Here is a 6,394-nt window from a genome sequence, read left to right as displayed (position 1 = left end):
GATGTTCACCGTGCTGCTCTGCGTGCTCGCCGCCCGCTTTCTCATCCCCAGGCAAGTTGCGACGGAACGGACGTGAGTGCCGGGCAAGAGCGCCGCAATGAGGCAGCCATATTCTTGGTCCGGCATCGATGCTGACATAATCGATGCCGGACCAAACGGAATGATGCTTACTGAAGCTTGGCCTGCAAGACGTTGACATCGTCGGTGGTCATTTCACCGTCCGTCGCTACCTTGCCGTCGACGATCTTCCACAGCCGGAACGGGCCTGTGATGTCGCCATATTTATCGAAGGCGACCGGGCCGATGACGCCTTCGTAGCGGATCGGCTTGCCGTCCTTGATCAGGCCGAGCGCCTTGGCGAACTCTTCCTTGCCAGCAAAGATCGGCGTGCCGGCCGGATCGACCGCCTTGTACATCGCGTCCTTGATCTTGGCCGGGTCCTCGGAGCCGGCAATGGCGATGGCGAGGCCAACAATCGCGCCGGCGTCATAGGAACGGTCGGCTGCCGGATTGGTCGGTTCGATGCCGGAGAATTCCTTATAGTTCTTGGTGAAATACTCCGTCGAGGCCGTCGGGCTGGTGCCGGACGACGTGCCGTAGGCTTCCTTCAGATAATCGGCGCCGACGGATTCGATGAAGTCCGGGCTGTTCATGCCGTCATTGAGCAGGAATTTCTGCACGCCGCCCTGCGAGATCCAGGTGCGGGCGACCGTGGCGCCGTCGACCGGTGTGCTGACGAGGTAGAGACCGTCCGGTTCACCGGCCATTGCCGCGGTGACTTCGGAGGCATAGCTCGACTGCTTTTCATTGTAAGGCGTGTCGGAGACGATGGTGCCGCCGAGCGCTTTGTAGGCACGCGAGAATTCGGCCACCATGTTGACGCCGAAATCGTTGTTGACGTGGATGATCGACAGCTTCTTGAAACCCTTGTCGATGGCATATTTGGCGGCGGCGACACCCTGCAGCGCATCCGAGGTGATGGTGCGGAAGAAGATGCCGTTGGTCTTGCCGTCGCGGCCGAGCGCCGTCAGAGTCGGCGAGGATGACGCTGGCGAGACCTGGACGATCTTGGCTGGCGCGGTCACCGAGGTCAGGATCGGGATCGACACCGACGAGATGATGCCGCCGATGATGACCGGCACTTTCTTGACCTGCACAAGCTGAGTGGCGGCGTCGACGGCGATGTTGCCCTGGCTCTGGCTGTCGCGCGTGTCGGTGACGAGATCGCAGCCGCGCACCCCGCCGGCTCCGTTGATGTCGCGGAAGGCCATCTCGACCGACTTGGCGCCGGCCTGGCCGTATTCACCGGCCGGGCCGGTCAGCTCCATGACGAGGCCGACGGTGATCTTGCAATCGGCGGCCTGCGCAGCACCCGCCATCGTGACGAGGGCCAGCGCTGTGGTGAGTTGGAGTATCGTCTTTGTCATTGTTGTTCCCCTTTCGTTACTCGACTGTATTTGAGTTCTGGAGCTTGTTCAGCGTTCCGGCACCTGCAGCCAGGTTTCATGCAGATGTCGCCATTCGACGCCGTTGGGCGCCGATGAACTGGTCGTGAAGACGGCGCTCGATTGACGGCGGCTGTGCTTGCCTGCGCGCAGCTGCGCTTCGACATAGAGGACGACGATGGTATCCGCGTCCTGCCAGCCGGGCCGGATGTCCTCGATCGAAATGGCGAAACCATCGTCGCAGGAAGCACGGCTTGCGCGGACATGGTCGACGACCGCTTCGCGATCGAGGATCTGCCCGTCCGGCGCCACCATGCTGAGGTCCTTGCCCATGGCGCGTTCGAAGCGGCCGAAGTCCACCGTGTTGGCTCGCGCGGCGACGAACCAGTCGACGAAGAAGCGGTGCAGGTCGATGATTTCGGCGCTGGCGCGTGAAAACAGGGAGGGTTCGCCGCTCATTTCTTCCCCGCATTGAGGTTGTAATGCATGATCGAACCGTGGCGGCCGCGGCGGTCGCGTTCCAGCGTGTAGACGTCACCTTCGAGGCCGGTGCCTTGCGCGATGACGGCCGCAATCCGCTCCCGGTCCTCGGCGTGGAGCGCAACGTCCATGATTTTCGCATTGGCAATGGCGTGGGCCTGGTTGCGGGCGCCGACGATGACCGCCGCCACTTGCGGCTGCTCCAGCACCCAGGCGCTGGCGATGGTGGCGACGTCAACGCCGTGGCGGTCGCCAACGGCCTTCAGCGCTTGCAGCAGGTGCTGGAACAGCTCCCAGCCGCCAAAATCGTCGATGATCAGCTTGTACTTGACCAGCGAGCGGTTTTCGAGCGGCGTGGCGGGCTCGGCCGCACCGAGCCATTTGTTGCTGAGGAAGCCGCCGGCGACTGAACCATAGCAGAGGAAGCTGACGCCGTTCTGTTTTGCGAGCGCGGCCAGGCTGCTGCCCGGGCGCTGGTCGAGCACGGAATATTGCAGTTGCTGGCTGACCAGCGGGATGCCGGCAGCGAGTATCTCGGCGAGCCTTGGCGTGTCGAAATTGGTGGTGCCGAGATTTCGCACCTTGCCCTCCAACCGAAGCTCGTTGAGCCAGCCCATGGCATCGACATAGCGCGGCTGTTCATAGTCCCACCAATGGAACTGCACGAGATCGAGCCGCTCGGTCTTCAGCCGCCGCAATGACTGGTCGATGATGCCCCTGATGTAGTCACGGCTGATACTGGCCAGCCGTTCGAGGTCGGGCACCAGCTTGGTGTGCACCTTCATCCGGGCCGCGACGTCGAGGCCGCGCTCGCTGGCCAGCCGCAGGCGCGCGGCACCGATCAACTCCTCGACGCCGGTGTAGATGTCGGCGCAGTCATAGGTCCAGATGCCGGCATCGAACGTGGCGATCAGATCGGCCACCGCCTGGCTGCGGTCAATGGCGCCGTGGCCGCCAGCCAGCTGCCAGCCGCCGCGAATGACGCGCGAGATGGTGTAGCCGGGGCCGAGTTCGAAGGTCTTGGCGGTCATCTAAGGTCATCCTCTTTCGGCAGCGGCACCGCCGTCGTCTCGGCGTGGCTGAACCGCCGCTTGGCGGCCCTGACGATCCGCAGCCGGCTGCCGCAATTGGGATCGGGACAAGCGATCTCGGCGTCCGAGGTCATCCAGTCGTTCGGGTGGGTTGGGCGCTGCTTGGCTGCCAGCAGCGGCAACACGGCGGCGATCGAATAGATCGAAAAAACCTGCCCTGCCGGCATCGACAGCATCTCGCCCTTGAGCTCGAAATAATCGCCTTCCTTGGCGCCGCAATAGATAGGTTTGTCCTTGGGGATGATGGCCTCGACGCGAAGGTCGAACAGCTCGAAACTGTCGTCGGCCATGTCAGGCCTCCATCAGGCTGAAGGTGACATCGCAGGCGCCGTTGCGGCGGATGACACCGCACGCGGCGGCGAACCGGTCACGCTCTTCGACGCGCACCTGCGCCACCACACTGCCGGCCAGCCAGCCTATCGGGAACAAGAGCCGCGCGCCCTGCCCGTAGTAGAGGCCAATGTCGAAGATCGCATTGGGATTGCCGCCCCACATGCGTGGCGGCACGTAGGACAGTACGATGTCGCCCGGCTGCGGGTTCAGCGTCGCGTTCTCGGCCGGCAACGGTTTTGCATAGGCCTGGCCCTCGAGGTCGGTTGATGGAACCGGACAGGAAATCTCAGGCCCCGTCCACATCGCATGGATGCCCGGAACAACGCGTGGCGTGCCGAGGTAGGCCAAGAGGAAGGCAGCGTTTTCCGGCGCCTTCTCGGGCAGCAGCAATGCCGTTACGGAAAGCTGCGAGCGCGGCTCGGTGATCCTGATGGCGGTCATGTCTGGTCTTTCGCGGCGGCGGCCTGCAACTTGCTGCGCAGGAAGGTGAAGGGTCGGCTGATGTCGGCGACCAGCGACTCGCGCGCCGCCTGCGCATCCTGCGTGGACAGCGCCGTGACGATGCGGCGGTGATATTGGGCGGTGTCGACCTCGCCGGCTTCCGAGAAGGCGTAGATGGCGACACGAATGCAGGGACCCGATTGCAGCCACAGGCTCTCGATCATCGGGATCAGCACGGCCGAACCGCAGGAGCGGTAAATCTCGAAATGAAAGCTCTGGTTGAGCGTCACTTCGCGGTCGACGTCCTTCTTGTGTTTCAAAGCCCGCATCTCGTCCCATTCGGCGAGGATGGTTTCGATGGTGGCGATCTGGCGCGGACCCATGCGGGCGGCGGCCAGCGCGATCGCCTCGCCCTCGATCAGGATGCGAGCCCGCAGGAGATCGTCGAGGCGTTCCAGCGTGATCGGCGGCACGCGCACCGAACGGTTGGGCAGCGCCTCCAGCGCCTTTTCCGTGATCAGCCGGCCGAGCGCCTCGCGCACCGGCATGGTCGAGGTGACCAAGGCGTCAGCCAGGCCACGGATGGTCAGCACCTGGCTCGGTTCGAACAGGCCGCCAATCAGGGCGCGGCGCAGCTCGGAATAAACGCGGTCCTGCACGGTCTCGCGGCCGACCGGCGCAAGCTGGGCCGCGATCACCTCGTTGTTCTTTTCGATGGCAGCCTTTTGCATGGAATTCCGTTCGTGGCCGGTTTTCGGCTTGCGGAGGAAATTAAAGCCGAATAGCGTGATCAACGCAAGTGTGATCACAAATCATAATCAGGAGGCGGCAGCGATCGTCTTCGGCCAGAGGGTTTGATGAGCGAGGCAACCAAACGGCAAGGGGAAACCCGCGCGCCGGTTCTGACGGCAAGGAATGTCGTCAGGCGGTTCGGCGGCCTTGTCGCGGTCAACGACGTCTCGTTTAACGTCAAAGCGGGCGAAATCCTCGGCCTCATCGGCCCCAACGGCGCCGGCAAGACGACGATGTTCGACCTGCTTGCCGGCAGCATATTGCCGACCAGCGGCGAAATCCTTCTCAACGGCGCGCGCGTCTCGGGCGAAGCAGCACATCTGCGCATCGGACGCGGTCTCGGCCGCACGTTTCAGATACCGCGCCCGCTGCCCAACCTGACGCTGATCGAAAACATCATGCTGGCGGCACAGGGTCAGGCCGGCGAAAAGCTGCTTGCCAATTTCGTCACGCCATGGCGCGTCGCCGCGCAGGAAAGGGCCGCCAGGACAAAGGCGCTTGAACTGCTGGAACTGGTCGCCCTCGCCCATCTCGCGCATGAGCCGGCGCGCGTGCTTTCCGGCGGCCAGCGCAAGCTGCTCGAACTCGCCCGCGTGATGATGGCCGATCCGGCGATCATCTTGCTCGACGAACCGGCGGCCGGCGTCAACGCGACGCTGCTCGAAGTCATCATCGACCGCATCCGCGACATCAATGCGCGCGGTATCACCTTCCTGCTGATCGAGCATAATATCGACATGGTGACGCGGCTCTGCCATCGCGTCCTCGTCATGGCGAGCGGCCAGTTGCTCAGCGAAGGCACGGCCGAAGAGGTCGCTCGCGACCCGCGCGTCATCGAGGCCTATCTCGGAGGCGCGGCATGAGCGAGATCGTTCTCGATGTCCGCGACCTCGAAGCCGGCTACGAGCCCGGCGTGCCGATCGTGCGCGGCGCCTCGATCACCGTCGCCAAGGGCGAGATCGTCGTGGTGCTCGGCCCCAACGGCGCCGGCAAGTCTAGCTTCATCAAGGCCATCGCCGGCCTCGTCCCGATCACCGGCGGCACAGTATTTCTGGACGGGAAGGACATCACTGCCGCGCCGGCCCACACCATGGTGCGCCTCGGGCTGGCCTTCGTGCCGCAGACCGAAAACATCTTCCCACTGATGTCGGTCGAGGACAATCTCAGAGTTGCTTGCGGCATCCTTGAGCGGCGCGAGATTCCTGCGCGCATCGAGGAGATGTATGCCGCCTTCCCCGATCTCGTCCGCCAGCGCCGCACCGCCGCCGGCAACCTCTCGGGCGGACAACGGCAGATGCTCGCCGTTGCGCGGGCGCTGATCGTCCACCCCAAGGTGCTGGTGCTAGACGAGCCGTCGGCCGGCCTGTCGCCGAAATTCGTCTCGATGGTGTTCGAGATGCTGGCAAACATCCGCAAGTCCGGCGTCACCATCCTGCTCGTCGAACAGAATGCCAAGGCAGCGCTCGCCATCGGCGACCGCGCCTATGTGCTGGTCGAAGGCAAAGACCGGCACGAGGGCATTGCCTCCGAGCTGTGGAACGATCCGGTGGTCGCCGAACTCTATCTCGGCCAGCGCCCCCGCAAGTCCGGCACAGGAGGTGGGGCATGAGCTTGCAATTTGTCGTCGACGGATTGCTGACGGGTTCGATGATCGGCCTGGGCGCCATCGGCGTGACGCTTACCTATTCGATCCTGCGCTTCTCGAACTTTGCCCATGGCGACTTCATGGCCTGGGGCACCTATGCGACGCTGGCCGTCGTCAGCGCCATCGGCGCGACAGTCGGCAAGGTGGCACCGATCGCACCGCTGTCC

Annotated in this window: 8 protein-coding genes and 1 pseudogene; 3 read left to right on the top strand and 6 right to left on the bottom strand. The window is 63.9% G+C overall.

Annotation, left to right across the window (positions count from 1 at the left end):
* Positions 1 to 167: 167 nt before the first annotated feature.
* Genes EN991_RS18940 through EN991_RS18915 form a run of 6 tightly spaced genes read right to left on the bottom strand, consistent with a single transcriptional unit; the run spans position 168 to position 4,521 of the window.
* Positions 168 to 1,427, bottom strand: coding sequence for an ABC transporter substrate-binding protein (locus tag EN991_RS18940; RefSeq protein ID WP_127369302.1), 1,260 nt, complete (start codon positions 1,425 to 1,427; stop codon positions 168 to 170).
* 48 nt (positions 1,428 to 1,475) lie between these two features.
* The gene (locus EN991_RS18935; RefSeq protein WP_064995060.1) at positions 1,476 to 1,904 is read right to left on the bottom strand and encodes a DUF4440 domain-containing protein; all 429 of its coding nucleotides are present in this window, start codon (positions 1,902 to 1,904) and stop codon (positions 1,476 to 1,478) included.
* A complete protein-coding gene (locus EN991_RS18930) occupies positions 1,901 to 2,956 on the bottom strand; it encodes an aldo/keto reductase (protein ID WP_127369301.1) in 1,056 nt (351 codons plus the stop codon). The genes EN991_RS18935 and EN991_RS18930 overlap by 4 nt, the downstream gene beginning before the upstream one ends.
* A complete protein-coding gene (locus tag EN991_RS18925; protein WP_127369300.1) occupies positions 2,953 to 3,306 on the bottom strand; it encodes a TIGR04076 family protein in 354 nt (117 codons plus the stop codon). The genes EN991_RS18930 and EN991_RS18925 overlap by 4 nt, the downstream gene beginning before the upstream one ends.
* A 1-nt stretch (position 3,307) precedes the next feature.
* On the bottom strand, positions 3,308 to 3,790 hold the full coding sequence (locus tag EN991_RS18920; protein ID WP_127369299.1) for a DUF3830 family protein: 483 nt from the start codon (positions 3,788 to 3,790) through the stop codon (positions 3,308 to 3,310).
* Positions 3,787 to 4,521 carry a GntR family transcriptional regulator gene (locus EN991_RS18915; RefSeq protein ID WP_024502532.1) on the bottom strand — a complete coding sequence of 245 codons (735 nt, stop codon included), beginning with the start codon at positions 4,519 to 4,521 and terminating at the stop codon, positions 3,787 to 3,789. Before EN991_RS18915 ends, EN991_RS18920 begins: the two co-directional genes overlap by 4 nt.
* A 126-nt stretch (positions 4,522 to 4,647) precedes the next feature.
* Here EN991_RS18915 and EN991_RS18910 point away from each other — a divergent pair, with 126 nt between their 5' ends.
* The 3 genes and pseudogenes from EN991_RS18910 to EN991_RS18900 form a co-directional block, all read left to right on the top strand.
* Positions 4,648 to 5,445: an ABC transporter ATP-binding protein gene (locus EN991_RS18910; protein ID WP_013532981.1), complete on the top strand. Its 798-nt coding sequence runs from the start codon at positions 4,648 to 4,650 to the stop codon at positions 5,443 to 5,445.
* Positions 5,442 to 6,191: an ABC transporter ATP-binding protein gene (locus tag EN991_RS18905; RefSeq protein ID WP_063171575.1), complete on the top strand. Its 750-nt coding sequence runs from the start codon at positions 5,442 to 5,444 to the stop codon at positions 6,189 to 6,191. The genes EN991_RS18910 and EN991_RS18905 overlap by 4 nt, the downstream gene beginning before the upstream one ends.
* Positions 6,188 to 6,394 (top strand): annotated as a pseudogene (locus EN991_RS18900) (branched-chain amino acid ABC transporter permease); the annotation flags it as partial. The gene EN991_RS18905 and the pseudogene EN991_RS18900, both read left to right, overlap by 4 nt.

This window comes from Mesorhizobium sp. M7A.F.Ca.US.005.03.2.1 (genome assembly GCF_003997795.1).
GTDB lineage: Bacteria > Pseudomonadota > Alphaproteobacteria > Rhizobiales > Rhizobiaceae > Mesorhizobium > Mesorhizobium ciceri.
Note: the sequence above shows the minus strand (reverse complement) of the source record. Positions and strands in the feature narration are given on the sequence as shown.